A 25,398-nucleotide genomic window follows, 5' to 3' on the forward strand; every position below is an offset into this window, starting at 1 on the left:
CCACCAGCGGCGCCATGCCGGGCCTCGAATGGTGAACCGGGGGAGCAGGCTCTATCGGTGTCCGGGGCCAGAAGAAGCGCAGTCGTTCGTATGTTCGGTTTCACGGAATTGCAGACATGAAAAAGGGAGCCCATGGGCTCCCTTTTTCATGGGCGTGATCCTCAGGAGAGGAAGCCGCCGTCGACGTTGAGGGCAACGCCGGTGGTGTAGCTGGAGGCAGCGCTGGCCAGATACAGCACGGCGCCGGCCATTTCGCTCGGGTCAGCCACGCGCTTCAGCGGGATGCGCTGCAGGGCGACTTCGCGGATGGCATCGTTCTTCACCAGGGCCGAGGCGAACTTGGTATCGGTCAGGCCCGGCAGCAGGGCATTGCAGCGGATGCCGAACTGGGCACATTCCTTGGCGAAGACCTTGGTCATGCTGATCACGGCAGCCTTGGTCACGGAGTAGATGCCCTGGAACTCGCCCGGCGAGACGCCGTTGATGGACGCGACGTTGATGATGCTGCCACCACCGTTCTGCTTCATCAGCTTGCCGCCTTCGATGGACATGAAGTAGTAGCCACGGATGTTGACGTCCACGGTCTTCTGGAAGGCCGACAGGTCGGTGTCCAGCACGTTGCAGAACTGCGGGTTGGTGGCGGCGTTGTTGACCAGGATGTCGAGACGGCCGAACTTCTCGCGGATCTCGGCGAAGACGCTCTGGATCTGCTCCATCTCACCGATGTGGCAAGCGATGGCGGTGGCCTGGCCGCCTTCGGCGATGATGGCGTCGGCGACGGCCTGGCAGCCCTCGATCTTGCGGCTGGACACGATCACGTGAGCGCCTTGCTGGGCCAGCAGTTTGGCAATGGCTTCACCGATACCGCGGCTGGCGCCGGAAACGAAGGCGATCTTGCCGTCGAGGTCGAACAGGTTGGTCTTGGACATGGGGTTCCCCTTGTTGTAAGCCGGTTTACAGCCGTGATTGGTTGATGACCTGCAGGCTCATCTGCTCCAGCAGCTTGTTCATGTGGATGAACTGGGCGAAGCGCTTGTCCTGGGTCTGGCCATGGAAGTAGCGGTAGTAGATCTGCTGCACGATGCCGGCCAGGCGGAACAGGCCGTAGGTGTAGTAGAAGTCGAGGTTGGTGATGGGCGGCAGGCCGGCGCGCTCGGCGTAGTAGTCGGCGAACTCCTGGCGGGTCAGCATGCCCGGCAGGTGGCTCGGCTGGCGGCGCATCAACTGCACGGGTGCCGGGTCCTTGGCTTCGATCCAGTAGGCCAGGGTGTTGCCCAGATCCATCAGCGGATCGCCGATGGTGGTCAGCTCCCAGTCCAGCACGCCGATGATCTGCATCGGGTTGGCCGGATCGAGGATGACGTTGTCGAAGCGGTAGTCGTTATGGACGATGGCCGGCTTGTGGTGGTCGGCAGGCATCTTGTCCTTGAGCCAGGCCTTCACCGGCTCCCAGGTCGGGGCGTCCGGAGTCCGCGCCTTCTCGTAGCGGTCGCTCCAGCCACCGATCTGACGCTGCACGTAGCCTTCCGGCTTGCCCAGGTCACCCAGGCCGCAGGCGTTGTAATCGACGTTGTGCAGTTCGACCAGCTTGTCGATGAAGCTCCGGCACAGTTCGCGGGCCTGGCTTTCTTCGAGCGACAGGTCGGCCGGCAGGTCGGCACGCAGGATCACGCCCTTCACCCGTTCCATCACGTAGAACTCGGCGCCGATCACCGACTCGTCGGTGCAGTGCACGTAGGCCTTCGGGCAGTAGGGGAAGCCGGCATTGAGCTGGTTGAGGATGCGGAATTCGCGGCCCATGTCATGGGCGGATTTCGCCTTGTGGCCGAACGGCGGACGACGCAGCACGAATTCCTGGTCCGGGTATTCCAGCAGATAGGTCAGGTTGGATGCGCCGCCCGGGAACTGGCTGATGCGCGGGGTTCCGGTCAGACCTGGAATGTTGGCCTTCAGGTATGGATCGATAACGGCTGCGTCGAGCTCTTCGCCGTCGCGGATACGGGTGGACTGATCAGTAAGCGCCATGCTTATCCCTTCTACTTATGATGGGGGCCCGAGACTATTCGCTAATCTAATGCCGCCTTGGAGGCGTCACAAGCCGAACGAGCCGTTATAGATAAAGGTGTTGCAGCTCAATCAGGTTGCCTGATTCGCCCATGCCACCGGCACCGGGCGAAAAAAAACCGGAGCCCTGGGACTCCGGTTTCTTGTTCGTGATCCGAGCGTTGAGCTTAGACCGGGAACAGCTCGCCGAGCTTCATCGCCAGCATCATGTCGCCTTCGGCGCGCAGCTTGCCGGCCATGAAGGCCTGCATGCCGTCGGTTTCGCCGGTCATGATGCCAACCAGGGTGGCGCTGTCCATGATCAGGGTGACGTTCGGGTTCGGGGCATCACCTTGCTGTACGTCGCAGGTGCCGTCTTTGACCACCAGGTAGTGGTTGTCGCCATCTTCGATGTTGAACTGGAATACCAGGTCCAGGCCAGCGGCGGCACCGGCGTTGAACTTGGACTGCATGGTTTTGACGATGTCAGCAACGTTGGTCATGGTGTTTTCCTTTTTCTAGGGTTTTATCCAGCGGCCTTTCCGGCCGCGGTGGGCCGGACTCAGCGATAGGTGATGAGTTCCGGCGCCTTCAACAGTTCCAGATGCACATGACTGTTGAAGGAAGCCAGGGTCACTTCGCTGCCACGGAACTTGAGGCGGCTGAGCGAAGTGTTGACGATCTGCCAATTGAGGCCGAAGGCGCTGTCAGCCGGGATGCCTGCGACCAGGTGGAGCAGGGCGGTAATGGTGCCGCCTGAGGTGAACACGGCAATGTTCTGCTTGCTGTCCGCGTCGGCCAGGATGCGTTCAAGGCCGCCCCGGACTTGCTCGACGAAAGAGGTCCAGCTTTGCAGCCCCGGCTTTTCGTATTCGCCGGACACCCAGCGCAGTACCAGTTTGGAGAACAGGCGCTGGAACTCGGCCCGGTTCTGCGCGCCGTTGCGCAGTATGTGCAAGGCTTCGGGTTCTTCTGGAAGCAGGTCGGGGAGCAGGGAGCGAATCACCGCGTCGGCATCGAACTCGTTGAAGGCCGGATCGATCTGTACCGCAGGCGCGCCGAGGCCCGCAGCGTCGAACTGGGCGAGTGCGGCCTGGGCGGTATGCTGCTGGCGGCGAAGGTCGCCGCTGTAGCAGCGATCCAGGCGCAGGCCCAACCGGGCAAGGTGGGCGCCGAGTACCTCGGCCTGGCGGATGCCGGTGGGCGAGAGGACATCGTAGTCATCGGCGCCGAAGGAGGCCTGGCCATGTCTTATCAGGTAGATACTGCCCACGTACTGGCGTCCCGTGAGGTTGAAAGTTCCGCGAGGGTATGAGGAAGCCAGGGGGCTGTCAACGAAAAAACATACGCTTGTTTGAATGCATTCCCACTGTTTATGCAGACGTTTCCATTGGCTGGCGAGCGAGGGGTGGCGCCGTTATGCTTGCTGCTTTTGGCGCCGCCGAAAAGCCGGCGCCAGATGGGATAACAAGGGGAGATTCAAGTGGAGTTCTTTGCCGAGTACGCAGGCTTTTTGGCCCGGACCGTGACCGTGCTGGTGGCCATCCTCGTCGTGCTGGTGGTCATCGCGGCATTGCGTGGCCGCAACCGTCGGGTAGCCAGTGGCCATCTGGATGTGCGCAAGCTCAATGACTTCTACAAGGACCTGCGCGAGCGCCTGGAGCACTCGGTGCTGGACAAGGCGCATGTGAAAGCCGCGCGCAAGGCCGAAGCCAAGGCGGCGAAAACCGCGAAGAAGCTGAAGAAGACAGCAGACGCGAAACCCCGGGTCTTCGTGCTGGATTTCGACGGTGACATCAAGGCTTCGGCGACTGATCACCTTCGCCATGAAGTGACGGCATTGCTGTCCATGGCAACGAGCAAGGACGAAGTCGTGGTGCGACTGGAAAGCGGCGGCGGCATGGTGCACAGCTATGGCCTGGCTTCTTCGCAGCTTGCGCGCATTCGCGATGCCGGCGTACCGCTCACTGTCTGCGTGGACAAGATCGCAGCCAGTGGCGGTTACATGATGGCGTGCATCGGCAACAAGATCCTTGCGGCGCCGTTCTCCATCATCGGTTCCATTGGTGTCGTGGCGCAGTTGCCCAACGTGCACCGCCTGCTGAAGAAGCACGATATCGACTTCGAGGTGCTCACCGCTGGCGAGTACAAGCGCACGCTGACCGTTTTCGGCGAGAACACCGAAAAGGGCCGGCAGAAGTTCCAGGAAGACCTGGAAACCACCCATGAGCTGTTCAAGGGCTTCGTCGGGCGCTATCGCCCGCAGCTGCATATGGCCGAGATCGCTACGGGTGAGGTCTGGCTGGGCATGGCGGCGCGGGACAAGCAACTGGTGGATGAGCTGAGTACCAGCGACGAGTACCTCGCTGCGCGAGCCAAGGAAGCGGAACTGTTCCATCTGCACTTCGCCGCTCGCAAGAGCTTGCAGGAGCGCGTAGGACTTGCCGCCAGCGTGGCGGTCGATCGCGTGCTGCTGAGCTGGTGGGAGCGTCTCAGCCAGCAGCGCTTCTGGCAGTGAACCTGATCGCTGCCCAGGCATCCTGATCCTCTCCAGTGCGGCGTCTCGATTCATTCATTTCGAGTCGCCGCGCGCTTCCGTCGCACGTCTCTTCGATGCACTTCCGTCTGCATGATCTAGGCTAACTCCTGTTTCCGATGGAGAACTGCCATGACTGCCGACAGCGGGAGTGACACGAGCAAGCGCAAGGAAACCCGGCTTTTCCTGTTCCTGGTTGCCTGCCTGTTTCCCATCCTTTCCGTGATGATCGTCGGCGGCTACGGCTTCATCGTCTGGATGTACCAGATGATCGCCGGGCCGCCTGGTCCGCCTGCATAACGCGCCCGCCGCGCTCCTCGCCCGTCGCCAGATCGACTCCCATGAGGCCAAGGACGATGCCGGAAGCTCTGCACATCGCCAGTCTGATCGTACATCTCCATCCCCATCTGCTATCCGCGGTGAAGGACAACCTGCGCCGGATACCCGGCCTCGAACTCCATCAGGAAAGCCCCGAAGGCAAGCTGGTGGTTGTGCTCGAAGCAGCGGATGAAAGCAGGATTCTTGCGACCCTCGACAGCATTCAGAACCTGCCGGGCGTGCTCAACGCCGCGCTGGTCTATCACGAAATCCTCGACGATCCGGAACGTACCGAACTGACCGTGGACGGCAATCACACCGGAGATGCCTGATGAAACTCACTCGCCGTGAATTCGCCAAGGCCAATGCCGCTGCCATCGCGGCTGCAGCCGTCGGCCTGCCTGTCTTCAGCACCGCCAGCAACCTCATCACCGAATCGGACATGACCCGCCTTGAATGGAACAAGGCACCCTGCCGGTTCTGCGGCACTGGCTGCGGGGTGATGGTTGCCACTCGCGATGGCAAAGTCGTCGCGACCCACGGTGATATCAAGGCCGAAGTGAACCGTGGGATCAACTGCGTGAAGGGCTACTTCCTGTCGAAGATCATGTACGGCAGCGACCGCCTGACCGAACCGCTGCTGCGCATGAAGGATGGCAAGTTCGACAAGCAGGGAGAGTTCCAGCCCATCAGTTGGGACCAGGCGTTCGACATCATGGCGGAGAAGTTCAAGGCTTCCCTCAAGGCCAAGGGACCAGGCTCCATCGGCATGTTCGGCTCCGGCCAGTGGACGATCTGGGAAGGGTATGCCGCGAACAAGTTGTTCAAGGCCGGATTCCGCTCCAACAACATCGACCCCAACGCCCGCCATTGCATGGCCTCCGCCGTGATGGGCTTCATGCGCACATTCGGCATGGATGAGCCAATGGGTTGCTACGACGATATCGAGGCCACGGACACCTTCGTGCTCTGGGGTTCGAACATGGCCGAGATGCATCCGGTGCTCTGGTCGCGGGTCACCGACCGCCGGCTCAGTGCGCCCCAGGTCAAGGTCGCGGTGCTGTCCACCTTCCAGCACCGCAGCTTCGATCTCGCCGACATCCCCATGGTGTTCAAGCCACAGAGCGACCTGTTCATCCTCAACTACATCGCCAACCACATCATTCAGAGCGGCGCGGTCAATCAGGACTTCATCGACAAGCACGTCAGGTTCGCCCACGGCGCTGAAGACATCGGCTACGGGCTACGGCCCACCGACCCGCTGGAACAGAAGGCGAAGAACGCGGCCAAGGCCAACACTTGGTCGGACATCGGTTTCGATGAGTTCGCCGCCTACGTCAAACCCTACACCCTCGAACGTGCGGCCAAGGAGTCCGGGGTTTCCGCTACGCACCTGAAAGCCCTGGCCGAGATGTATGCCGATCCGAAACGCAAGGTGGTGTCTTTCTGGACCATGGGTTTCAACCAGCACACGCGTGGGGTCTGGGCAAACAACCTGATCTACAACATTCACCTGCTCACCGGGAAGATCAGTGAAGCGGGCAACAGCCCGTTCTCCCTCACCGGCCAGCCTTCTGCCTGTGGCACTGCCCGCGAAGTCGGCACCTTCTCCCATCGCCTTCCCGCCGACTTGTTGGTGGCCAATCCGAAGCATCGGGAAACCGCTGAGAAAATCTGGAAGGTTCCAGCCGGCACAATCCAGGAAAAACCAGGCTTCCACGCGGTCGAGCAGAGTCGGATGCTCAAGGATGGCGTGCTTAACGTCTATTGGCAGCAAGTCAGCAACAACATCCAGGCGGGCCCGAACCTGATGCAGGAAACCCTGCCAGGCTGGCGCAACCCGGACAACTTCGTGATCGTTTCCGACGTCTATCCGACCACCTCGGCCCAGGCTGCGGATCTGATCCTGCCCAGCGCCATGTGGGTGGAGAAGGAGGGTGCCTACGGCAATGCAGAACGCCGTACGCAGTTCTGGCATCAACTGGTCAGTGCGCCGGGCCAGGCCAGGTCCGATCTCTGGCAACTGGTGGAATTCTCCAAGCGCTTCACCACCGACGAGGTCTGGCCAGAAGAGTTGTTGGCCGCGGCGCCCGGACTCAGGGGCAAGACGCTTTTCGAGGTGCTCTTCAAGAATGGCCAGGTTGATGCCTACGGCTCGGAGGAGGTCGCCCAGGGCTACGCCAATGACGAAGCCAAGGCATTCGGTTTCTACCTCCAGAAGGGCCTGTTCGAGGAGTACGCCAGTTTCGGTCGCGGCCACGGGCACGACCTGGCTCCCTTCGACGCCTACCACGAGGCGCGCGGGCTGCGCTGGCCGGTGGTGGATGGCAAGGAAACCCGCTGGCGTTACCGGGAGGGGCACGATCCCTATGTCACCAAAGGCAGCGGCGTGCAGTTCTACGGCTACCCGGACAAGAAGGCGATCATTTTCGCATTGCCCTACGAGCCACCAGCCGAGATGCCGGACCAGGAATTTCCCTTCTGGCTGAGCACCGGACGCGTGCTGGAACACTGGCACACCGGCACCATGACGGCGCGTGTTCCCGAGCTCTACAAGGCGGTTCCCGATGCGCTGGTCTACATGCATCCCGATGACGCACGGGAGCTGAAGCTGCGCCGTGGCAGTGAAGTGAAGGTCATCAGCCGACGCGGCGAGATCCGCGCGCGGGTGGAAACGCGTGGGCGCAACAAGCCACCGCAGGGGCTGGTGTTCGTACCGTTCTTCGATGCCAACAAGCTGATCAACAAGGTCACCCTGGATGCCACTGACCCCATCTCCAAGCAGACCGATTTCAAGAAGTGCGCGGTCCGCATAGAACTGGTCAGCCTGGCGTGAGGACGCAGACATGAAACTGATCACACCCGCGCTCCTCGCCCTGCTGTGCAGCCTGACGGTGTCGGCCGCTGACCCAGGTTATCCGCTGGATGCTCCCGCTCCCGACGGCCGCCGCCCCGGCGGAAGCCTGGCCGAGACGCAGCCGGCGCCACCGCTGGCCAATGACGAGAACAAGGACCTGCGACGTGAACGCAACTATCCCGAACAGCCGCCCACCATTCCCCACAGCATCCGGGGCTATCTGATCGACATCAACAGCAACAAGTGCCTGACCTGCCATAGCCGGGCTGCAAGCGCCAGGACGCAGGCGCCGATGATCAGCATCACCCATTACATGGACCGGGACGGCCAGGCGCTGGCCGCAGTGGCGCCCAGACGCTACTTCTGCACCCAGTGCCACGTGGTGCAGAAGGACGTCCAGCCCCTGGTCGGCAACACCTACCAGAACATCGACCAGTTGCTGCAGCAGCAGACAGAGAGCACCGGCAAGAAGCCCTGAGGAGCCGCCATGAAAGCACTTTTCGCCTGGTTCCTCGGGTATTGGAGCATCCTGCGCCGACCCAGCGTGCACTACAGCCTGGGCTTCCTGACCCTGTCCGGATTCATCGCCGGGATCATCTTCTGGGGTGGATTCAACACGGCGCTGGAGGCGACCAATACAGAGAAGTTCTGCATCTCCTGCCACGAGATGCGGGACAACGTCTTTGCGGAACTCAAGGACACCATCCACTACACCAATCGCTCCGGTGTGCGCGCGACGTGTCCGGACTGTCATGTGCCGCACAAGTGGACTGACAAGATCGCGCGCAAGATGCAGGCCTCGAAGGAAGTCTGGGGCAAGGTCTTCGGCACCATCGATACGCGCGACAAGTTCCTGGCCTTGAGGCGGGAACTCGCCGAGCACGAATGGGCGAGGCTCAAGGCCAACGATTCGCTGGAATGTCGCAACTGCCACAACTTCGACTACATGGACTTCACCCGCCAGGGGCAGCGTGCGCGGCAGATGCACTCCACCGCGCTGGCTTCCGGCGAAGCGACCTGCATCGACTGTCACAAGGGCATCGCGCACCACTTACCCGACATGACGGGCGTGAAAGGGTGGCAGTAGCGGCCCGGGTCGGTGGGCATCAGGCCAGCTCAGGGAGCAGCACATCTTTCCACAGGGACTGTTCAAACTGCGGTTTGAAGAAGCCGAAGTGGCCAATGTTCTTTACGCCCACATCCGCCGGGGCAATACGCTTGAAGCGCTTCTCGGCCTGGCGATAGAAACTGTGCAGCGACTCCGTATTGCGTCCGGACATCATCTCGTCGTCGGTGAAGGAGATGGAGGTGATGGGCGTGCGCACCGCGGAGTAGGCGTCCCGCACCTCAGCGCCTTCGGCACCCACGGCGTATTCCGGATCGAGGCACCAGCGACGCCACTGATTGATCACGCCCTTGGGCAGGTCACCCACCATGCCCAGACGCTTGCCGGGGAAGTAGCCGGCCAGGGGGGTGACCAAGGGTGCGACCAGGAACCACAGCAGCCAGACGCGGCGGCGCAGTTCAGCAGTGTTTTCCCGCCAGTAGCCGCTGCCCGTGGCAATGGTCAGCACTTTGCTGATGCGCTCGGCCCCTTCCACGAAGGGCAGGATCTGTCCTCCCAGGCTGTGGCCGATCCAGTACAGCGGCTTGCCGCCTGCGGCATTGACCACCAGCGAGAGCATGGTGCTGCAGTCATGGCGGGCCCAGTCGAGGATGTCCACATTCAGGTCACGCAGATGGCCATTGCGCGACTGGCCCATCCCGACGTAGTCGAACGTGGCGACCAGGTAGCCACGTTCTGCCAGCCAGGTGGCGAAAGGAGCGTAATAGCGTTGCGGCACACCCATGGCAGGTACTATCAGCACCGCGGCCTGGACTTCGCCCTCGGGGCGGAACCAGTTGGCGCTGATGAAGTGGCCGTTGCCGTTGTCGATCCGGGTTTCTGTCGAGCTGATCATGGCGTCCATCCTGACGTGGAGAGGCTTTTGGAAAAGCGTGAACCCGGGCAGTATACGAAAGCTAGAAAAGTATTCTAGAAAAATATTCTAGTTTCATTAGAGGACATTCATGGGCCGTCCCTCCCGCAAAGACGACATTCTCCAGGCCGCCCTGGCCTGCTTCGGCGAACAGGGGGTGGATGCCACCACCATCGAGATGATTCGCGACCGCTCAGGTGCCAGCATCGGCAGCCTCTACCACCACTTCGGCAACAAGGAGCGGATCATCGCCGCGCTCTACCTCGAAGGGGTAAGCGGCTATGCGCGACTGCTGGAAGCAGGTTTCGCCAGGGTGGACAGTGCCGAGGGGTGCATCAAGCTGCTGGTGGGCTGCTATGTTGATTGGGTGCTGGCGAACCCGGACTGGGCGCGTTTCATCCTGCATAGCCGGGGGAGGGTGGAGGCGAGTGAGCTGGGTGAGCAGCTCCGCGAAACCAATCGCCTGCACCACGGGCGCATCGATGAGGTCCTGCGGCCATACCGCGAATCAGGTGCCTATCGTGAGATGCCTCGCGATTGCTTCGTTTCAGTCGTCATCGGCCCGGTCCAGGACTTCACTCGCAACTGGCTGGCCGGACGCACGCGCACGAGCCTGGCTGATTGCCGCGAGCTGTTCATGCAGGTGGCGTGGGATGCGGTTCGTGCGTAGTTCATGGGGGTGATTCACTTGTGGGAGCGAATTTATTCGCGAATGAATTGGCTATGTCTGCGTTAGCTGTTGCCAGCATTCAACAGTCGGTCCAGGCGCCTTGTAGGAGCTAGCTTGCTAGCGAAAAGGAGCCATTCGCTGGCAAGCCAGCTCCTACGGGTGCGGACACAGCCAATGAATTCGCTCCCACTGCCCAACAAAAAGCCCCGCAATTGCGGGGCTTTTTGTGGGTGCATCACTCAGGCCGTGCGGCGGCGGAACAGCGGCAGGGGCTGGTCGCTGGACGCCTGATAGACCTCGGAGAACTCTTCGAAGGCCTTGAGGGCGTCCTCTGGATCCTTGTCCGCGCGCAGGGCGAAAGCGTCGAAACCGCAACGCTTGAGGGCCCAGAGCTGGTCGCGCAGTACATCGCCGATGGCGCGCACTTCGCCTTTGTAGTCATAGCGCTGGCGCAGCAGGTAGGCGGTGGAGGAGTGACGGCCGTCGGTGAACGCCGGGAAGTTCAGGGCGATGACCTGGAAGTGCTCCAGATCACCGGCGATTTCCTCGATTTCCTCGTCGCTGTCCAGCCAGACACCCAGGCCACCATCGCGGGCTTTCAGGGCGTGGGCGTGATCGCGCCAGAGCGCCAGCGGGATGATGATGTCGTCGCAGTTGGGAATGCCGTCCAGGGTCGAGTCCTTGGCCAGCAGGTGCCAGGTTTCGTCGATCACCTGGCCGTTCTTAATGATTCGCTGCATAAACGCGCTCCTTGAACGGATCGATACCGATACGGCGGAAGGTGTCGAGGAATTGCTCGTCCTCGGTGCGCTGTTCCACGTAGACCTTGATGATCTTCTCGATCACATCGGCCATTTCGTCCTGGGCGAAGGACGGGCCGAGGATCTGCGCCAGGCTGGCGTCACGGCCGGCACTGCCGCCGAGGGAAACCTGATAGAACTCCTGGCCTTTCTTGTCCACGCCGAGAATGCCGATGTGGCCGACATGGTGGTGGCCGCAGGCGTTCATGCAGCCGGAGATGTTCAGGTCCAGGTTGCCGATGTCGAACAGGTAGTCCAGGTCATCGAAGCGACGCTGGATGGCTTCGGCCACCGGGATCGACTTGGCGTTGGCCAGGGAGCAGAAGTCACCGCCCGGGCAGCAGATGATGTCGGTCAGCAGGCCTACGTTCGGGGTGGCGAAGCCGAGCTCGCGCAGTTCGCCCCACAGGGTGAAGAGTTGGGACTGCTCGACATCCGCGAGGATGATGTTCTGGTTATGGCTGTTGCGCACTTCACCGAAGCTGTAGCGATCGGCCAGGTCGGCGATGGCGTCCAGTTGCTTGTCGGTGACGTCGCCCGGGGCTACGCCAGTGGGCTTGAGCGACAGGGTCACAGCCACGTAGCCGGGCTTTTTGTGGGCCACGACGTTACGGGTGCGCCAGCGGCCGAAGCCGGGATGCTCGGCATCCAGGGTGGCGAGGGCGGCGTCCTGGTCTTCCAGTGCCTTGTAGGTCGGATCGACGAAGTGCTTGGCGACGCGGGCCACTTCGGCTTCGGTCAGGGTGGTAGGACCGTCTTTCAGGTTGGCCCACTCGGCATTCACGCGCTCGGCGAAGACTTCCGGGGTGAGTGCCTTGACCAGGATCTTGATACGCGCCTTGTACTTGTTGTCGCGGCGGCCATAGCGGTTGTACACCCGCAGGATGGCGTCGAGGTAGCTGATCAGGTGCTGCCAGGGCAGGAACTCATTGATGAAGCTGCCCACGATCGGGGTACGGCCCAAGCCGCCGCCGACGGATACACGGAAGCCCAGCTCGCCGGCAGCGTTCTGTACCGCTTCCAGGCCGATGTCATGAACTTCGATAGCGGCGCGGTCGCTGACGGCGCCATTGACGGCGATCTTGAATTTGCGCGGCAGGTGGGAGAATTCCGGGTGGAACGTCGACCACTGGCGGATGATCTCGCACCAGGGGCGCGGATCGACGAGTTCGTCACGGGCGACGCCGGCGAACTGGTCGGTGGTGGTGTTGCGGATGCAGTTGCCGCTGGTCTGGATGGCATGCATTTGCACGGTGGCCAGCTCGGCGAGAATTTCCGGCACATCTTCCAGCTCCGGCCAGTTGTACTGGACGTTCTGGCGCGTGCTGATGTGGGCGTAGCCCTTGTCGTAGTCGCGAGCGATCTGCGCCAGCTTACGCACCTGGACCGAAGAGAGCAGGCCATAAGGCACGGCAACGCGCAGCATCGGCGCGAAGCGCTGGATGTACAGGCCGTTCTGCAGGCGCAGCGGGCGGAATTCTTCCCCCGAAAGCGCGCCTTCCAGATAGCGGCGGGTCTGATCGCGGAACTGCTTGACGCGGTCCTCGACGATCCGTTGATCGTACTCGTCGTATACGTACATGAAATGTCCTGTTATCAGGCTGTTTACAGCTTTTCTGCGCGCACGGCCGCGCACTCCCCGCGGAGCCGGAGGAAGATACCAGTTCGGGGTTATGCGCAAAAGTGATGTTTGAGTATATGTAAAGAACCAAAAGTTATTGCTTTGGGAGGGTGCATAACCCTTCGGCTTGAGCCGCCGCAGGGGGTGGTCTTTACTCGTTGTGCAAGCCGCCTATAACCACAACAAATGGGGGACGCCATGACCGATCATTCCGAGGACTCCAGCCGCGACAGCAAGGTTGATGCCTGGGCCATCTTTTTCCTGATTCTGATCGCCGTTTCCACTGCTGTTTTCTGGGTCAGCCACCAATAAATGATGCGCGAAGCGGGCCGGCGAGAGTCGGCCCGCTTCGTCGCGTCCGATTGCCCTGCAAGAAGTGGTTATACTTCGCCGCTGCTTTTTCAGGGTGATCGAATGAAAGGTCGCTACTCCTCTCTTCTTCTTGGCTTCTGCCTGGTGTTCAGTCAGTCGCTGAGCGCCGCTTCCGTGGTGTTTCTCAATCCCGGTCGGACCAACGAACCCTTCTGGGTCAGCTATGTGCAGTTCATGCAGGCCGCCGCCCGCGACCTGGGCATGGATCTCGAGGTCCGCTACGCCGAGCGCGACCTGAACCGGATGCTCGATCAGGCTCGCGAAGTGCTGCAGGGCGAGAAGCGGCCTGATTACCTCCTGTTCGTCAACGAACAATACGCGGGGCCGGAAATCCTGCGCCTGGCTCGCGGTAGCGGGGTCAAGCTGTTCTCGGTGAACAGCAACCTCACCCCCGACCAGCAGACGCTCACCGGCGGTACCCGGGAGCGCTACCCCGACTGGATCGGCAGCATGGTCGCGAATGATGAGGAAGCCGGCTACCTGATGGCGCGCACGCTGCTGGACCTGCAGGCGCAGCGCGCACCCGGTCAGCCTTTCGATGTGCTGGCATTTTCCGGTGTGAAGCAGACACCCGCCGCCCAGCTACGCGAGCAAGGCCTGATGCGTGCCCTGGCTGAGGTCCCCAATGCCCACCTGCGGCAACTGGTCTACAGCGAATGGAATCGCGAACGTGCCCACGCGCAGGCGCTGCAATTGTTCCAGCGCTACCCCGAAGTGAAGGTGGTGTGGTCGGCCAACGATGAGATGGCCTTCGGCGCAATGCAGGCTGCCACTGAGCTTGGGCATACGCCTGGAAAGGATGTGGTGTTCTCCGCCCTGAACAATTCCACGGAAGTCCTGCACACCTATCTCGATGGAAAGATCAGCGCGCTGGTCAGTGGCCACTTCACCCTGGGTGGCTGGGCCATGGTGCTGATCCACGACTATGACGCCGGGCTGGATTTCGCCAGGCACGGTGGCAAGGACCGGGAAGTGCGGTTGTTCATGTCGCTTGATCGGAACCGGGCGACACGCCTGCTACGGCATTTCGAGCGGCAAGGCTTCGACCTCGATTTCCGCAAGTTCAGCCTGGTCGGCAAGAAGGGAGCCGGCGCGTATCGATTCTCCCTCGAGCCGCTGATCGACTGAGGCTCAGATGCCCGCGAAGTGAAGTATCAGCTTCACCAGCCCATACAGCACCAGCACGAATATCGCCGTGAAAAGCACGCCCAGGATGATGAAATGGCTGGGCTTGCCACGGCTGAAGTCGCGAGCGCGATTCTTCCCGCTCTGCACGCCAAAGGCCGCAGCCAGTACGCTTTGCAGCATTTCACGGAAAGTCAGGGGTTGATCGTGGTTCTTGTCGTCCATGGAGCACCTCCTGGCCTGAGCTTAGCTCGTTGGCCCGGAATTGCCGGCTTCAGGGCGCAGTGCGGTGCAGGCGACGCGTGTTGACCAGTTCCACGGCGCGGGCGCGTAGCTGACCGCAACCGCCCTCGACATCCTGTCCGGCGGAGTTGCGGACCTTGGTAAGTACGCCGCGGCTGTGCAGGTAGCGCACGATCTGCACGATACGGTCGCCGTCCGGACGCTGGTACTCGTCCGCGTCCAGGCTGTTGTAGGGGATGAGGTTCAGCACCGCGTATTTGCCCTTGAGCAGGCGCAGGATGCCGTCCATTTCGTCCTGGCTGTCGTTGATGCCCTTGAGCAACGTCCATTGGTACTGGATCGGGTAGCCAATAGTGCGGGCGTAGCCTTCGCCCAGCTCCACCAATTCGTCCGGCGTGATGCGCGGCGCCTTGGGCAACAGCTGCTCGCGCAGGTCGGCGCGGGTGGTATGCAACGACAGGGCAAGGGCCGGCTTGACCCGCTCGCGAGGCAGGCGCTCGAAGACGCGCATGTCGCCCACGGTGGAAAACACCAGATTCTTGTGGCCGATGCCGCCGTCGGTGCCCAACAGGTCGATGGCTTCCAGCACGTTCTCCAGGTTGTGGGCCGGTTCGCCCATGCCCATGAACACCACCTTCTTCACTGGCCGGAAGCGGCGGGCGAGGGCGACCTGGGCGACGATCTCGGCACTGCCCACCTGGCGCAGCAAGCCGCTCTTGCCCGTCATGCAGAACACGCAACCCACTGCGCAACCCACCTGGGTGGAGACGCAGAGTCCGTCGCGGGGCAGCAGCACGCTTTCCACCATCTGGCCATCGCCAAGCGTCACCAGCAGGCGAGCTGAACCGTCGGTCCCGGGGTGCTGAGAATCCAGACGCACCAAAGCGTCCAACTGTTCGGCCAGCGCCGGCAGGCCATCACGGACGCTCAGGGGCAGGAAGTTTTCAGTGTGTTGGCGCCGGGTGCCGGCATCCAGGGGCTTGCCTTGCAGCCAGGCACGCACCACCCGTCCACGGTGGACGGGGAGGGCGCCGAGGTCGGCCAGGTGCTGGTGGATATCACTGATACGCATGGGGCGCGCATCCTACCACTGTCCCCGAAACCCTGGCAGACCCACCAGGCGCCCGGTTTCAGGACTTCAGGGAGCCTCTACGCTGATGGCGAATGCGGAGGTCATCCGGATGACCACTTCCTGGTTGAGGTAGGACGGCTTGAGCTCGATGTCGGGGCGCACTCTCACGACCTTGCGCGTGCCATCGTCGAACTCAAGGGTGGCCGTGTGCTGCGTGGTGTCGATCGCCTTGACCACCGCCGTGACTTCCACGGTATTGGCCGCCAGCATGCCCGGCTTGTCGCCTTCGGGTGCGGTTGCCACCAGGCCCGCAGCGCCGTCCTCATGGGACTCATTGGGTGCACGCAGCTGGATGACGCGCTCGTGGGTCACCACCGCATTGACCCGGTCGCCGACTTTCAGCTGCGGGAAATTGCGCATTTCCGGCACCGCGTTGAAGGTCTGGCGATTGCCCTTGTCGTCTTCGAGGGTAAAGGTCCGTTTCTGATGATCGATGGCAGTGACGACCGCCGAGACTCGTTCCGTCTCGGTGACGACGCTACCGGGTACACCCTGGGCGTAGGCTTCACCTGTGCTGGTCGTCGCTTCCAGGCCATCGTTCTCGGCATGGCTGCTGCAACCCGCGAGCAGGCTGATTGTCATCACGAGCGCAGGGATGTGGCGGGAATGGGGCATATCGTGTCCACCTTGTCTATCGGGTTCCATGTGGGTTGGATGCGCGGCTGGTGGTCGTCCATCTTCATCCGGGCATCCCGCCTGGTCGGCTTATTCAGCGTAGGCGAGGCGGCGACATTTGCCTCCGTGGTATTCTGGCGCGCTGTTCGATCCAGTGATCCAGGAGCTGTAAATGAAGTTCATCCATCAACGCGAGCACCTCAACGAGGGAGACCTGGTCGTCATCCAGTGCTCGCAGACCTGCAACATCCGCCTGATGAACGATGCGAACTTCCGCAGCTTCAAGAATGGTGCCCGCCACAATTACATCGGCGGCGCGTTCGATCGCTTCCCGGCAAAGATCGTGGTCCCCAGCAGCGGCTTCTGGAACGTCACCCTCGACACCGTCAGCCGCCGTGCCATCAGCGTAACGCGGAAGCCCAACTTCGAGTGGTCGATCAAGTTTGTGAGGCGTACCAAGTAGCACCTCTAATGCTCGCCAGGCCGGCCTAATGGGGCTGATCTGCGTTCAGCAGTAATTCTGCAAGCCTGGCCGCGTGCTGCCGCAGTTCTGGCACCGCGGTCGCTTCCCAGTAGCGGGCACGAAGCATGGGGCTCAGCAGGAACAGGCGTTCGTGAGCGGCCTTGTCCCTGCCGACCAGGCGATACTCCGCAGTGGCCTCTACGCCCAACCCCTCATCGTCGCGTCGCAAATCGCCGCGGGCATGCAAGTTGTTCAGTAGCGGCTCATCCAGCTTTGCCAGGTCACTGCAAGGCCCCGTGCAATTGATGATGTGATCGACCTCGAAGCGCTTCTCCTGCTGCTTTCCACGCAACTTCAAATCCAGTATCAGCGCTTGGTCGGAGATATTCGCCGCGTTCACGCACCCGGCGTTCACCTCCAGATGGCGCTGCTGAAGCATCGCTTCGATCCGTGCGGCAATGTTCGGCGCCGCCCTGTGCCGATGGACTTCCCAATAAGGCTGCAGGTGACGCAGAAAACGTCTTCGCTCGTTGCATCCCAACTGCTGCCAAAGCGCTGGCGTTGCAGGGCGCAGGGCCGCGACCACGTCACGCCAGTCGAAGCCATCACGTTGTGCTTCACGCACGAACGCGCGGATGCCGGACAGCAGGTGTCTCGTCCTGGTCTGTTGGAGAAGCGAGTCGGGTACCGCCGGAAGCGTCGGGGATTCCAGGTTGGCGCGATGGGCCTGAGGCAAGAGCGCTCGCCGTGAATATGCATGCAGCGGGCCTTGGTGGCCCTGGTCCTGGAGGGCCAGGGCCACGTCGAGCATGGTGAGCCCAGTGCCGACCAGCAAGACCCGTGCATCCCGCTGGATGGGCTCGAGCGCACGGGGCAGCCAGGGGTCGCGAATGAACCGCGGGTCTGTCGCTATGCCCGCAAGCGAGGCGGGGACTGCCGGGGCGAAGTTACCGGTGGCGATGACAGCCTGAGTTCCCTCCAGGATGCGACCATCCAGCAGCTTCAGGACCACCTTGTCGGGAGTTGTGTCGATATCGATGACCTGGGCTTCAACGTGCTCGAACGTAATCGCCGGGGCCTTGCGGGAAATGGCCTCCGCGAGGCGCTGCTCCAGATAGTCGCCATAGAGGCTGCGGGGCAGAAAGTCACCCGCGCGCGCTTCGGGAAACCTTGATGTCGCGTAAAGGAGAAAGTCGTCGGGGCGATCCGGGAACAGGCTCATTCGACCTGCTGGAACGTTAAGGAAGTGGCTGTCAGATCGAGTGCCGTAGGCCAGGCCCCTTGCCAGCCGTCCGGAGCGATTGATCAGCTGCACATGCAGCGGCCCTTTTGCGTGACGCAGCAATTGGACCGCCAGCGTTGCCCCACAGAATCCGCTGCCAATGATGCTGATGTGCTGATGCACTCTCATGCCCCCCAATGCGGCCTGCGACCGCGTTCGTTGCGACGGACCTGATCCGTCGCAACGGGGCAGTGCGTGCCTTAGTTCTCGTATCCCAGATTTGGCGACAGCCAGCGCTCGCTCACGGTCTGGTCCTGGCCCTTGCGTTTACTGTAGCTCTCGATCTGGTCGCGCTCGACTTTGCCGACGGCGAAATACTGCGCGTCCGGGTGGGCGAAGTACCAACCGCTTACGGCAGCCGCCGGGAACATTGCGTAGTGCTCGGTAAGGGTGACGCCGGAAGCGCCCTGCGGGTCGAGCAGGCGGAAGAGAGTGCCTTTCTCGGTGTGATCCGGGCAGGCCGGGTAGCCGGGAGCAGGGCGAATGCCCTTGTACTGCTCCTTGATCAGCGCCTCGTTGGTCAGTTGCTCGTCGGCCGCATAGCCCCAGTATTCCTTGCGTACGCGCTCGTGCAGCCACTCCGCGCAGGCTTCGGCCAGGCGGTCAGCCAGTGCCTTGACCATGATCGCGCTGTAGTCGTCGCCCTTGGCTTCGTACTGCTTGGCCAGTTCTTCGGCGCCGATGCCGGCAGTGGTGATGAAGCCGCCCACGTAGTCGGTGATGCCGCTCTCCTTGGGTGCGACGTAGTCGGACAGGCAGAAGTTCGGCTTGCTGTCGGGCTTGATGGTCTGCTGGCGCAGGTGATGCAGTCGGGCGAGGGGCTTGCCGTGGCTGTCGTAGACCTCGATGTCGTCGTGATCCACCTGGTTGGCCGGCCAGAAGCCGAACACCGCGCGGGCCTTGATCTGCTTGCCGTCGATCAGTTGCTTGAGCATGGCCTGGGCATCGTTGAACAGCGAGGTGGCCGCTTCGCCCACGACCTCATCGGTGAGGATGCGCGGGTACTTGCCGGCCAGGTCCCAGGAGATGAAGAAGGGCGTCCAGTCGATGTACTGGGCCAGCACGGCCAGGTCGATGTCTTCCAGTACCTGTGCGCCGGTGAAGCTCGGCTTGGCGGCGCGGTAGCTGTTCCAGTCGAACTGCGGCTTGTTGGCCAGGGCGTCGGCATACGCCAGGCGCTCGGTGCGGGAGGCACGGGCGGCAGTACGCTCGCGGACTTCGGCGTAGTCGATGCGGGTCTTCTCGACGAAGCCGGCTTTGAGTTCTTTCGACAGCAGTTGGGTGGCAACGCCCACGGCGCGGGAGGCGTCGGTCACGTAGACCACCGCGTCATTGCTGTACTGCGGGTCGATCTTCACGGCGGTATGGGCTTTGGACGTGGTGGCGCCACCGATCATCAGCGGCAGGTTGAAGCCCTGGCGCTGCATTTCCTTGGCAACGTGGACCATCTCGTCCAGCGACGGAGTGATCAGGCCGGAAAGGCCGATGATGTCGCACTTCTCGGCGATGGCGGTCTGCAGGATCTTCTCCGCCGGCACCATCACGCCCAGGTCGACGATGTCGTAGCCGTTGCAACCCAGTACCACGCCGACGATGTTCTTGCCGATGTCATGCACGTCACCTTTCACGGTGGCCATGAGGATCTTGCCCTTGGCTTCGGGCTTGTCGCCTTTTTCCTCTTCGATGAAGGGGATCAGGTGCGCCACGGCCTGCTTCATCACGCGGGCCGACTTGACCACCTGGGGCAGGAACATCTTGCCCGAGCCGAACAGGTCGCCGACCACGTTCATGCCGCTCATCAGCGGGCCTTCGATCACTTCGATCGGACGCGCGCATTGCTGACGGCACTCTTCGGTGTCTTCGACGATGAAGGTGGTGATGCCCTTGACCAGCGCATGTTCCAGGCGCTTGTCGACGGGGTAGCTGCGCCACTCTTCGTTCTCGGCTTCCTTCACCGCGCCGCCACCCTTGAAGTTGTCGGCGATGGCCAGCAGGGCCTCGGTGGAGTCGGGGTTGCGATTGAGCACCACGTCTTCGACTTTTTCACGCAACTCGGCCGGGATCTCGTCATAGATTTCCAGCTGGCCGGCGTTGACGATACCCATCGTCAGGCCGTTCCTGATCGCGTGGTAGAGGAATACCGAGTGAATGGCCTCGCGCACCGGGTTGTTGCCACGGAACGAGAACGACACGTTGGACACACCGCCGGACGACAGCGCGTAGGGCAGCTGGTCGCGGATGTAGGCGCAGGCTTCGATGAAGTCCACCGCGTAGTTGTTGTGCTCTTCGATGCCGGTGGCGACGGCGAAGATGTTCGGGTCAAAGATGATGTCTTCCGGCGGGAAGCCCACTTCGTTGACCAGGATGTCGTAGCTGCGCTGGCAGATTTCCTTCTTGCGTGCGGCGGTGTCGGCCTGACCGACCTCGTCGAAGGCCATGACCACCACGGCGGCGCCGTAGCGCTTGCACAGGTTGGCGTGATGCTTGAACTGCTCGACGCCTTCCTTCATGGAAATCGAGTTGACGATGCCTTTGCCCTGGATGCACTTCAGGCCCGCCTCGATCACTTCCCACTTGGAGGAGTCGATCATGATCGGCACGCGGGAGATGTCCGGCTCGCCGGCGATGAGGTTGAGGAACTTCACCATCGCCGCCTTGGAGTCGAGCATGCCCTCGTCCATGTTGATGTCGATCACCTGGGCGCCGGCTTCCACCTGCTGCAGGGCGACTTCCAGGGCTTCGGTGTAGTTCTCCTCGCGGATCAGCCGGGCGAACTTGGCGCTACCGGTGATGTTGGTGCGCTCGCCGACGTTCACGAACAAGGAGCTGCGATCGATGGTAAACGGCTCCAGGCCCGAGAGGCGGCAGGCCCGGGGAATCTCCGGGATGACGCGCGGCGGGTACTTGGCCACGGCCTCGGCAATCGCCTTGATGTGCGCCGGGGTGGTACCGCAGCAGCCGCCGATGATGTTGAGGAAGCCGCTCTTGGCGAACTCTTCCACCACCTCGGCCATCTGTTCCGCGGTTTCGTCGTACTCACCGAAGGCGTTGGGCAGGCCCGCGTTGGGGTGGGCGGAAACATGGGTGCCGGCCTTGGCCGCGAGTTCGGCCAGGTAGGGGCGCAGCTCGGCGGCGCCAAGGGCGCAGTTGAGGCCGACGGAAATCGGCTTGGCATGGCTCACCGAGTTCCAGAAGGCTTCGGTGGTTTGTCCGGACAGGGTGCGGCCGGAGGCGTCGGTGATGGTGCCGGAGATCATGATCGGCAGTTCGAAGCCGATTTCCTCGAAGACCCCTTGCACGGCGAAGATCGCCGCCTTGGCATTGAGGGTGTCGAAGATGGTTTCGATGAGGATCAGGTCGGCGCCACCCTCGATCAGGCCCTTGGTGGCCTCGGTGTAGTTTTCCACCAGCTCATCGAAGGTGACGTTGCGGTAGCCGGGGTCGTTGACGTCCGGGGAGATCGAGCAGGTGCGGCTGGTCGGGCCGAGCACACCGGCGACGAAGCGCGGGCGATCCGGGGTTTCCAGGGTCTTGGCGTCGGCGACCTTGCGGGCCAGTCGCGCGCCTTCGACGTTCAGCTCGTACACCAGCGATTCCATGCCGTAGTCGGCCTGGGACACCTGGGTGGCGTTGAAGGTATTGGTTTCCAGGATATCGGCGCCGGCGTCCAGGTAGGCTTTTTCGATGGCGCCGATCACGTCCGGGCGGCTGAGGATCAGCAGGTCGTTGTTGCCTTTGACGTCCTGCGGCCAGTCCGCGAAGCGCTCGCCGCGATAGTCCTCTTCCTGCAGCTTGTAGCTTTGGATCATGGTGCCCATGCCGCCGTCGAGGATCAGGATGCGCTCTTTGAGCGCCTGTTGCAGGGCTTGCTGGCGGGCGATGCGGTCGGACATGGGAACTACCTGAGGGGTGGCGTGAACAAAGGCGAGGATGATAGCAAAACCTTAGTATTTTTTAGCTTGCTCGCCGTTTTCATGAATTTTGCTCATGTTGGCGAGGGGGCGGTTCGCCGACCTGTCCCGTAAGTCAGTAGAATCCGCCCATTTGCTCCTCATGGATCGAGTCATGTCGCTGCGTACCTGTGTCGCCCTGTTTGTTCTGTTCATGCTGTGGATTCGCCCGACAGTGGCTGAGGAGGTCTCCTACAGTCGCGACGTCCAGCCGATCTTTACCCAGAAGTGCGTGGCCTGCCATGCCTGCTACGACTCGCCATGCCAGCTCAACCTGGGCAGCGCCGAAGGTGCCGCGCGGGGCGCCAGCAAGCTGCCGGTGTATGACGGCGGCCGTACCAAGGCTCAGGCGACCACGCGCTTGTACTTCGATGCTCAGGGTGCCGACGCCTGGCGGCGCAAGGGCTTCCATTCCGTGCTCGACGCCAATGGCGCCCAGGCTGCCCTGATGGCAAGGATGCTGAAGCTGGGCCGCAGCAATCCGCCGAAGGCCAATGAGAAGCTTCCCGCCGAGCTCGACATCGGCATCAACCGCCAGAACCAGTGCCCCTTGCCGGCAGAGTTCGAAGACTACGCGCGCAAGCACGCCCAGGCCGGCATGCCGTTCGCCGTCACCGGTCTCAGCGAGGCGGAGTACCAGACCCTGCAGCGCTGGTTGGCGCAGGGTGCGAAGGTGGAGGAGCAGGTGGTGCAGCCCAGCAGTGCCGAGGCTCGTCAGGTCGCCGAGTGGGAGGCGCTATTGAACGCGCCGGGAGCGCGGGAAGTGCTGGTCGGTCGCTGGCTGTTCGAGCACCTGTTCCTCGCGCATCTCTATTTCGAGGGCGGTGAGCCCGGCCACTTCTTCCAGTTGGTGCGTTCACGCACGCCTAGCGGCCAGCCCATCGACCCCATTGCCACGCGCCGTCCCAATGAAGACCCGGGCAACACCTTCTACTACCGCCTTTGGCCTATCCAGGGCGTGATCGTGCACAAGACGCACATCACCTATCCGCTGAGCGCGAAGAAGCTGGCGCGGGTCAAGGAGCTCTTCTATTCCGGTGACTGGGTGGCGGATCAAGTGCCCGGCTACGGCGCCCAGCGTCGCGCGAATCCTTTTGAAACCTTCCAGGCTATCCCGGCACAGGCGCGCTACCAGTTCATGCTGGATAACGCCGAATATTTCGTGCGGACCTTCATTCGCGGCCCGGTCTGCCGTGGCCAGATCGCCACCGACGTGATTCGCGACAACTTCTGGGCGTTGTTCCAGGCGCCAAGCCATGACCTGTACATCACCGATGCCAGCTACCGCGAGCAGGCAACGCCGTTGCTGGCGATGCCGGGTCAGTTCGATGACATTGGTGACCTGCCCGGTCTGTGGCGCGCCTACCGCAACAAGCGCAACGAGTACGAAGCGCTGCGCATGGACGCTTACGCCAATGCGCCGGTGCCGAGCTGGTCGCATATCTGGACGGGCAACGACAACGCGCTGTTGTCCATCTTCCGCCAGTACGACAGCGCCTCGGTGCGCAAAGGGCTGATCGGCGAGATCCCGCAGACCATCTGGTGGATGGACTACCCGCTGCTCGAACGCACCTATTATCAGTTGGTGGTCAACTTTGACGTGTTCGGCAACGTTTCCCACCAGGCGCAGACAAGGCTGTACTTCGATCTGATCCGCAACGGTGCCGAGGTCAACTTCCTTCGCCTGATGCCGGCCGAGTCTCGCACCGCGCTGCTTGGCGACTGGTATCAGAACAGCGGCAAGGTGAAGATGTGGCTGGACTACCAGAGCATCGATAACGGCACCCCTAGCGCGCTGGCGCTGCCCGAGAAGGACCCGAAACGTGCCTTTGCCCAGGAACTGCTGACGCGCTACGCGGGCCTTAATGCGCGGCCCGATCCGATCAACCGGTGCCAGGACGGGCATTGCTACAGATCGGGCATAGCACCTGAACTGCAGGATGCGGAGCAGGTCCTCAGCAGGCTGGTAAGCCGGCCGGCCGCGGGGCTCAAGGTGATCGATCAATTGCCGGAAGCGACGCTGCTCCGGATAGAGCTGAGTGACGGCCGGCGCGAGGTCTACAGCCTCCTGCGCAACCGGGCCCATAGCAATGTGGCCTTCATGCTGGGCGAGGCATTGCGCTACCAACCTGGCCTGGACACGCTGACGTTGTATCCGGGCGTGCTGTCCAGCTACCCGAACTTCATCTTCAGTCTCAAGGCGGGAGAAGCCGAAGCCTTCGTTGCTGCCCTGGAACAGGCGAAGGATGGAGCAGCGCTCGACAAGGTTGTGGAGCGCTGGGGCATCCGTCGTACTCACCCGCAGTTCTGGACGTACTTCCACGATCTGGCGGGCTACATCCGCGAAACTGAACCCATCGAGGCCGGCGAACTGGATATGAATCGCTATCAGAACCTTTGAAACACTGGACGAGAATAATTCCTACCAAATTGGTAAGGCTTTAACCCCCGTTCCCCTTTGGCGTACACTGCGCCCATGTTTGCGAGGAGTTGCCATGAGCGCCATCACCATTACCCAAGCTGCCCAGGATTATCTGGCTGACCTGCTGGAGAAGCAGAACACCCCGGGCATCGGCATTCGTATCTTCATTACCCAGCCTGGTACCCAGTACGCCGAAACCTGCATTGCCTACTGCAAGCCGGGTGAGCAGAAGCCCGAGGACAATGCGGTTGCCCTGGCTGCTTTCACCGCCTGGATCGATGGCGTGAGCGAGCCCTTCCTTGATGACGCCGTGGTGGATTACGCCACCGACCGCATGGGCGGCCAACTGACCATCAAGGCACCGAATGCCAAGGTCCCGATGGTCAACGAAGACAGCCCGATCACCGAGCGCATCAACTATTACCTGCAGACTGAGATCAACCCCGGTCTGGCCAGCCACGGCGGTCAGGTCAGCCTGGTGGATGTCGTCGACGAAGGCATCGCCGTGCTGAAGTTCGGCGGCGGTTGCCAAGGTTGCGGCATGGTCGACATGACGCTGAAGGATGGCGTCGAAAAGACCCTGATGGAGCGTATTCCGGAGCTGAAGGGCGTACGTGACGTCACCGATCACAGCAACAAGGAAAACGCCTACTACTGAGGTAGTGGCGATATGAAAAAGGCGACCTCCGGGTCGCCTTTTTCATGGCCGGCGTTCAGCTCAGCCCGGGCAGCCGGCAGGCTTCAGGACGCGTTGAGCAGAGGCGGGGAACTTCGCCAGTTTCGCCTTGGGGCGAATGGGTCGCCGCACCAGTTCGCCGCCGCAGTTGGGGCAGGTGCCGTGCAGGCGCTGGTCGGCGCAGTCCCGGCAGAAGGTGCATTCGAATGAGCAGATCAGCGCCTGCTCGGAGTCAGGGGGCAAGTCCTTGTCGCAGCATTCGCAGTTGGGGCGTAGTTCGAGCATGGCCAGGTC

24 protein-coding genes are annotated in these 25,398 nt (G+C 62.1%); 11 read left to right on the plus strand and 13 right to left on the minus strand.

All coding sequences use genetic code 11. From position 1 onward, the window contains the following. Positions 1 to 161 precede the first annotated feature (161 nt). The 4 genes from DM872_RS26265 to DM872_RS26280 all read right to left on the minus strand — a co-directional run bounded on the left by DM872_RS26265 (position 162) and on the right by DM872_RS26280 (position 3,316). A complete protein-coding gene (locus DM872_RS26265) occupies positions 162 to 929 on the minus strand; it encodes an SDR family oxidoreductase (RefSeq protein ID WP_179062147.1) in 768 nt (255 codons plus the stop codon). 25 nt (positions 930 to 954) lie between these two features. After that, positions 955 to 2,025 (minus strand): phosphotransferase family protein, encoded by a 1,071-nt coding sequence (locus DM872_RS26270; protein WP_179062148.1) that lies wholly within the window; start codon positions 2,023 to 2,025, stop codon positions 955 to 957. 206 nt (positions 2,026 to 2,231) lie between these two features. Further along, positions 2,232 to 2,546, minus strand: a complete 315-nt coding sequence (locus DM872_RS26275; RefSeq protein WP_077526001.1) for an SCP2 sterol-binding domain-containing protein — start codon at positions 2,544 to 2,546, stop codon at positions 2,232 to 2,234. Between the two features lie 59 nt (positions 2,547 to 2,605). Further along, positions 2,606 to 3,316, minus strand: a complete 711-nt coding sequence (locus DM872_RS26280) for a histidine phosphatase family protein (protein ID WP_179062149.1) — start codon at positions 3,314 to 3,316, stop codon at positions 2,606 to 2,608. Between the two features lie 210 nt (positions 3,317 to 3,526). Between DM872_RS26280 and sohB the strand changes: the two genes are divergently transcribed. The 6 genes from sohB (at position 3,527) to DM872_RS26310 (ending at position 8,841) form a co-directional block, all read left to right on the plus strand. Continuing rightward, entirely contained in the window at positions 3,527 to 4,561 is a 1,035-nt protein-coding gene (sohB, locus tag DM872_RS26285) for a protease SohB (RefSeq protein ID WP_179062150.1), read from the plus strand. A 150-nt stretch (positions 4,562 to 4,711) separates the two neighbouring features. Next, positions 4,712 to 4,879: a periplasmic nitrate reductase, NapE protein gene (gene napE, locus DM872_RS26290; RefSeq protein WP_077526004.1), complete on the plus strand. Its 168-nt coding sequence runs from the start codon at positions 4,712 to 4,714 to the stop codon at positions 4,877 to 4,879. Between the two features lie 56 nt (positions 4,880 to 4,935). Continuing rightward, on the plus strand, positions 4,936 to 5,229 hold the full coding sequence (locus DM872_RS26295; RefSeq protein ID WP_179062151.1) for a chaperone NapD: 294 nt from the start codon (positions 4,936 to 4,938) through the stop codon (positions 5,227 to 5,229). Then, positions 5,229 to 7,733: a nitrate reductase catalytic subunit NapA gene (napA, locus tag DM872_RS26300; RefSeq protein WP_179062152.1), complete on the plus strand. Its 2,505-nt coding sequence runs from the start codon at positions 5,229 to 5,231 to the stop codon at positions 7,731 to 7,733. The genes DM872_RS26295 and napA overlap by 1 nt, the downstream gene beginning before the upstream one ends. A gap of 10 nt (positions 7,734 to 7,743) precedes the next feature. After that, complete coding sequence (locus tag DM872_RS26305) at positions 7,744 to 8,232, plus strand: nitrate reductase cytochrome c-type subunit (RefSeq protein ID WP_179062153.1); 489 nt, start codon at positions 7,744 to 7,746, stop codon at positions 8,230 to 8,232. Positions 8,233 to 8,241: 9 nt separating this feature from the next. Beyond that, positions 8,242 to 8,841: a cytochrome c3 family protein gene (locus DM872_RS26310; RefSeq protein ID WP_179062154.1), complete on the plus strand. Its 600-nt coding sequence runs from the start codon at positions 8,242 to 8,244 to the stop codon at positions 8,839 to 8,841. Between the two features lie 19 nt (positions 8,842 to 8,860). On the opposite strand, the gene DM872_RS26315 is transcribed toward DM872_RS26310, so the two are convergent. After that, the gene (locus tag DM872_RS26315; protein ID WP_179062155.1) at positions 8,861 to 9,715 is read right to left on the minus strand and encodes an alpha/beta hydrolase family protein; all 855 of its coding nucleotides are present in this window, start codon (positions 9,713 to 9,715) and stop codon (positions 8,861 to 8,863) included. Between the two features lie 109 nt (positions 9,716 to 9,824). Here DM872_RS26315 and DM872_RS26320 point away from each other — a divergent pair, with 109 nt between their 5' ends. After that, entirely contained in the window at positions 9,825 to 10,403 is a 579-nt protein-coding gene (locus tag DM872_RS26320; protein WP_179062156.1) for a TetR/AcrR family transcriptional regulator, read from the plus strand. Positions 10,404 to 10,642: 239 nt separating this feature from the next. Here the strand turns inward: DM872_RS26320 and DM872_RS26325 are convergent, their stop codons facing one another. Next, complete coding sequence (locus DM872_RS26325; RefSeq protein WP_179062157.1) at positions 10,643 to 11,143, minus strand: DUF934 domain-containing protein; 501 nt, start codon at positions 11,141 to 11,143, stop codon at positions 10,643 to 10,645. Then, positions 11,127 to 12,785, minus strand: coding sequence for a nitrite/sulfite reductase (locus tag DM872_RS26330; protein WP_179062158.1), 1,659 nt, complete (start codon positions 12,783 to 12,785; stop codon positions 11,127 to 11,129). The genes DM872_RS26325 and DM872_RS26330 overlap by 17 nt, the downstream gene beginning before the upstream one ends. 453 nt (positions 12,786 to 13,238) lie before the next feature. On the opposite strand from DM872_RS26330, the gene DM872_RS26335 reads away from it, so the two are divergent. Next, positions 13,239 to 14,324 (plus strand): ABC transporter substrate-binding protein, encoded by a 1,086-nt coding sequence (locus tag DM872_RS26335; RefSeq protein WP_179062159.1) that lies wholly within the window; start codon positions 13,239 to 13,241, stop codon positions 14,322 to 14,324. Positions 14,325 to 14,327: 3 nt separating this feature from the next. Here DM872_RS26335 and DM872_RS26340 read toward each other — a convergent pair whose 3' ends face one another. The 3 genes from DM872_RS26340 to DM872_RS26350 all read right to left on the minus strand — a co-directional run bounded on the left by DM872_RS26340 (position 14,328) and on the right by DM872_RS26350 (position 16,311). Next, the gene (locus DM872_RS26340) at positions 14,328 to 14,546 is read right to left on the minus strand and encodes a DUF2970 domain-containing protein (protein ID WP_179062160.1); all 219 of its coding nucleotides are present in this window, start codon (positions 14,544 to 14,546) and stop codon (positions 14,328 to 14,330) included. Between the two features lie 49 nt (positions 14,547 to 14,595). Next, the gene (locus DM872_RS26345) at positions 14,596 to 15,636 is read right to left on the minus strand and encodes an RNA methyltransferase (RefSeq protein ID WP_179062161.1); all 1,041 of its coding nucleotides are present in this window, start codon (positions 15,634 to 15,636) and stop codon (positions 14,596 to 14,598) included. 66 nt (positions 15,637 to 15,702) lie between these two features. Further along, positions 15,703 to 16,311: a hypothetical protein gene (locus DM872_RS26350; protein ID WP_179062162.1), complete on the minus strand. Its 609-nt coding sequence runs from the start codon at positions 16,309 to 16,311 to the stop codon at positions 15,703 to 15,705. Between the two features lie 172 nt (positions 16,312 to 16,483). Here DM872_RS26350 and DM872_RS26355 point away from each other — a divergent pair, with 172 nt between their 5' ends. Next, positions 16,484 to 16,774, plus strand: coding sequence for a DUF1883 domain-containing protein (locus DM872_RS26355; protein ID WP_179062163.1), 291 nt, complete (start codon positions 16,484 to 16,486; stop codon positions 16,772 to 16,774). A gap of 25 nt (positions 16,775 to 16,799) precedes the next feature. On the opposite strand, the gene DM872_RS26360 is transcribed toward DM872_RS26355, so the two are convergent. Next, positions 16,800 to 18,179, minus strand: coding sequence for an FAD/NAD(P)-binding protein (locus DM872_RS26360; protein WP_179062164.1), 1,380 nt, complete (start codon positions 18,177 to 18,179; stop codon positions 16,800 to 16,802). Positions 18,180 to 18,256: 77 nt separating this feature from the next. Further along, positions 18,257 to 21,949 carry a methionine synthase gene (gene metH, locus DM872_RS26365; RefSeq protein WP_179062165.1) on the minus strand — a complete coding sequence of 1,231 codons (3,693 nt, stop codon included), beginning with the start codon at positions 21,947 to 21,949 and terminating at the stop codon, positions 18,257 to 18,259. Between the two features lie 211 nt (positions 21,950 to 22,160). On the opposite strand from metH, the gene DM872_RS26370 reads away from it, so the two are divergent. Continuing rightward, positions 22,161 to 24,407: a fatty acid cis/trans isomerase gene (locus DM872_RS26370; RefSeq protein WP_256873485.1), complete on the plus strand. Its 2,247-nt coding sequence runs from the start codon at positions 22,161 to 22,163 to the stop codon at positions 24,405 to 24,407. 94 nt (positions 24,408 to 24,501) lie between these two features. Continuing rightward, positions 24,502 to 25,086: a Fe-S biogenesis protein NfuA gene (gene nfuA, locus DM872_RS26375; protein WP_179062167.1), complete on the plus strand. Its 585-nt coding sequence runs from the start codon at positions 24,502 to 24,504 to the stop codon at positions 25,084 to 25,086. Between the two features lie 60 nt (positions 25,087 to 25,146). Here nfuA and DM872_RS26380 read toward each other — a convergent pair whose 3' ends face one another. Next, positions 25,147 to 25,389: a DUF1272 domain-containing protein gene (locus DM872_RS26380; protein WP_179062168.1), complete on the minus strand. Its 243-nt coding sequence runs from the start codon at positions 25,387 to 25,389 to the stop codon at positions 25,147 to 25,149. Between the last annotated feature and the right edge of the window lie 9 nt (positions 25,390 to 25,398).

It is taken from the genome of Pseudomonas taiwanensis, from assembly GCF_013393345.1.
Lineage (GTDB): Bacteria > Pseudomonadota > Gammaproteobacteria > Pseudomonadales > Pseudomonadaceae > Metapseudomonas > Metapseudomonas resinovorans_C.

Coding starts and splice junctions, on each gene's coding strand:
- DM872_RS26345 (WP_179062161.1), bottom strand. CDS start 15,636: ATGCGTATCAGTGATATCCACCAGCACCTGGCCGACCTCGGCGCCCTC.
- DM872_RS26275 (WP_077526001.1), bottom strand. CDS start 2,546: ATGACCAACGTTGCTGACATCGTCAAAACCATGCAGTCCAAGTTCAAC.
- metH (WP_179062165.1), bottom strand. CDS start 21,949: ATGTCCGACCGCATCGCCCGCCAGCAAGCCCTGCAACAGGCGCTCAAA.
- DM872_RS26270 (WP_179062148.1), bottom strand. CDS start 2,025: ATGGCGCTTACTGATCAGTCCACCCGTATCCGCGACGGCGAAGAGCTC.
- napA (WP_179062152.1), top strand. CDS start 5,229: ATGAAACTCACTCGCCGTGAATTCGCCAAGGCCAATGCCGCTGCCATC.
- DM872_RS26380 (WP_179062168.1), bottom strand. CDS start 25,389: ATGCTCGAACTACGCCCCAACTGCGAATGCTGCGACAAGGACTTGCCC.
- DM872_RS26310 (WP_179062154.1), top strand. CDS start 8,242: ATGAAAGCACTTTTCGCCTGGTTCCTCGGGTATTGGAGCATCCTGCGC.
- DM872_RS26325 (WP_179062157.1), bottom strand. CDS start 11,143: ATGCAGCGAATCATTAAGAACGGCCAGGTGATCGACGAAACCTGGCAC.
- DM872_RS26305 (WP_179062153.1), top strand. CDS start 7,744: ATGAAACTGATCACACCCGCGCTCCTCGCCCTGCTGTGCAGCCTGACG.
- DM872_RS26330 (WP_179062158.1), bottom strand. CDS start 12,785: ATGTACGTATACGACGAGTACGATCAACGGATCGTCGAGGACCGCGTC.
- napE (WP_077526004.1), top strand. CDS start 4,712: ATGACTGCCGACAGCGGGAGTGACACGAGCAAGCGCAAGGAAACCCGG.
- DM872_RS26315 (WP_179062155.1), bottom strand. CDS start 9,715: ATGATCAGCTCGACAGAAACCCGGATCGACAACGGCAACGGCCACTTC.
- DM872_RS26320 (WP_179062156.1), top strand. CDS start 9,825: ATGGGCCGTCCCTCCCGCAAAGACGACATTCTCCAGGCCGCCCTGGCC.
- DM872_RS26335 (WP_179062159.1), top strand. CDS start 13,239: ATGAAAGGTCGCTACTCCTCTCTTCTTCTTGGCTTCTGCCTGGTGTTC.
- DM872_RS26355 (WP_179062163.1), top strand. CDS start 16,484: ATGAAGTTCATCCATCAACGCGAGCACCTCAACGAGGGAGACCTGGTC.
- DM872_RS26295 (WP_179062151.1), top strand. CDS start 4,936: ATGCCGGAAGCTCTGCACATCGCCAGTCTGATCGTACATCTCCATCCC.
- DM872_RS26340 (WP_179062160.1), bottom strand. CDS start 14,546: ATGGACGACAAGAACCACGATCAACCCCTGACTTTCCGTGAAATGCTG.
- DM872_RS26350 (WP_179062162.1), bottom strand. CDS start 16,311: ATGCCCCATTCCCGCCACATCCCTGCGCTCGTGATGACAATCAGCCTG.
- nfuA (WP_179062167.1), top strand. CDS start 24,502: ATGAGCGCCATCACCATTACCCAAGCTGCCCAGGATTATCTGGCTGAC.
- DM872_RS26265 (WP_179062147.1), bottom strand. CDS start 929: ATGTCCAAGACCAACCTGTTCGACCTCGACGGCAAGATCGCCTTCGTT.
- DM872_RS26370 (WP_256873485.1), top strand. CDS start 22,161: ATGCTGTGGATTCGCCCGACAGTGGCTGAGGAGGTCTCCTACAGTCGC.